The 1,512-nt window shown below is 40.9% G+C and carries 1 protein-coding gene; it reads right to left on the bottom strand.

The window, feature by feature from the left end:
• Positions 1-1,145 (bottom strand): FAD-containing oxidoreductase (locus GMD1S_RS10300; RefSeq protein ID WP_000958957.1); only part of this gene is annotated, 1,145 nt, incomplete at its 3' end.
• Positions 1,146-1,512 lie beyond the last annotated feature (367 nt).

Below are 1,512 nucleotides of genomic sequence, written 5' to 3'. Positions count from 1 at the left end.
TTGACAACAGCTTTGAAGGCTCCGCGAAGGTCTCCATTTACGTGACCACGAGGCATGGCAGCAACAGGGATTTCCTTAACGGCGTATGGAAGTTTCAAATTAGCTGCTTGGCTTTCCGTCAAGCCAACTTGAGAAAGAGCTGGTGTGATGAACATGGTGTTTGGTACATTGAGCCGGTCTTCGAGTGTGTAGCTGCCATCTCCAGCAAGGTAGCTGTAAACAACACGGAAGTCATCAAGTGAAATGTAGGTGAATTGAGGTCCACCGTTGACGTCTCCAACTGCAAAGACACCAGGAACGTTTGTTTGGCAGTGTTTGTCGACCTTGATAGCACCACGCTCCGTTAGTTCAATATCTGTATTTTCAAGTTGAAGTGGTTCTACATTTGGTTTGCGTCCAGTTGCGTAGAGAAGGGCATCGAAACGGTAGGTTTCGTTTTCAGTTACGACGAGCACTTGATCACCGTCGTTTTTGATTTCAGTAGTACGGATGTTTTGAAGCAATTCAATGCCGTCTTCTTCCATGTATTGTTTAGCAAGTGCTGCGATGGAAGGTTCTGCACGAGGAAGGAATGTGTCCAAGGCATCTAGAACTGTGACCTTGCTACCAAGTTTGTTGTAGAGTCCTGCAAATTCAAGACCGATGTTTCCACCTCCAAGTACTCCAAGTTTTTCAGGCAATTTGTCCAAGTTTTGGATACCTGTTGAGTCAAAGACATTCTTACTTGTAGCAAGTCCAGGAATAGGTAAGACGTTTGAAACAGCGCCAGTGTTGATGACAATTGTTTCAGCAGTCAGTTCTTGTTTTTCATCACCTGCTTGGATTTCGATGACTTTATTTGAAAGGAAGTGTGCTTCCGCATCAAAGATATCTACGCCTGTACCAGCAACAGTTGCATAGTTTTTACCATTGAGGCGACCAGTGATAGTATTTTTGGTAGCAATGACTTTTTCAAAAGACAAATCTTTCTCAGCAGCAACTAACAAGGTTTTAGTTGGGATACATCCGATATTGATACAAGTTCCGCCATACATAGCTTTACTACGTTCAACGAGGGCAACTTTTTTGCCAGCTGAAGCCAATTTACCAGCTAGTGTTTTACCAGCCTTACCAAATCCAATAACAATTAAATCGTATGTTAACATTTTTTAATCCTCCTGTTTGATTTCATTCTAGCACAAGAAAAAAACTTTTGCACAATTCCGCTACGGAGAAACGAATCATATAAGGCTGTATTTATATTTGTGGAAAATCGTTTACATGATTTTCCTTAAGGATTCTACTATCTTTTGCCCCGCTCTTGTGTTATACTAGATAGGTTGCAAAGAAACTAGTACTTTTCTTTCGTGGAAAAGAAGCAACACGGTATCTCATTTTTGTTGAAGATACGTCATGAAAAGAAAAGTATATACTAAGCGCTATAGGATGGCTTCGCACCATCTTTAGAAAGAAGAAAAACGTGAAATTTAATGAATTTAACTTGTCTGCTGAATTGCTAGCAGAGATTGAAAA

It is taken from the genome of Streptococcus sp. GMD1S (genome assembly GCF_000296875.1).
GTDB lineage: Bacteria > Bacillota > Bacilli > Lactobacillales > Streptococcaceae > Streptococcus.
Note: the sequence above shows the minus strand (reverse complement) of the source record. Positions and strands in the feature narration are given on the sequence as shown.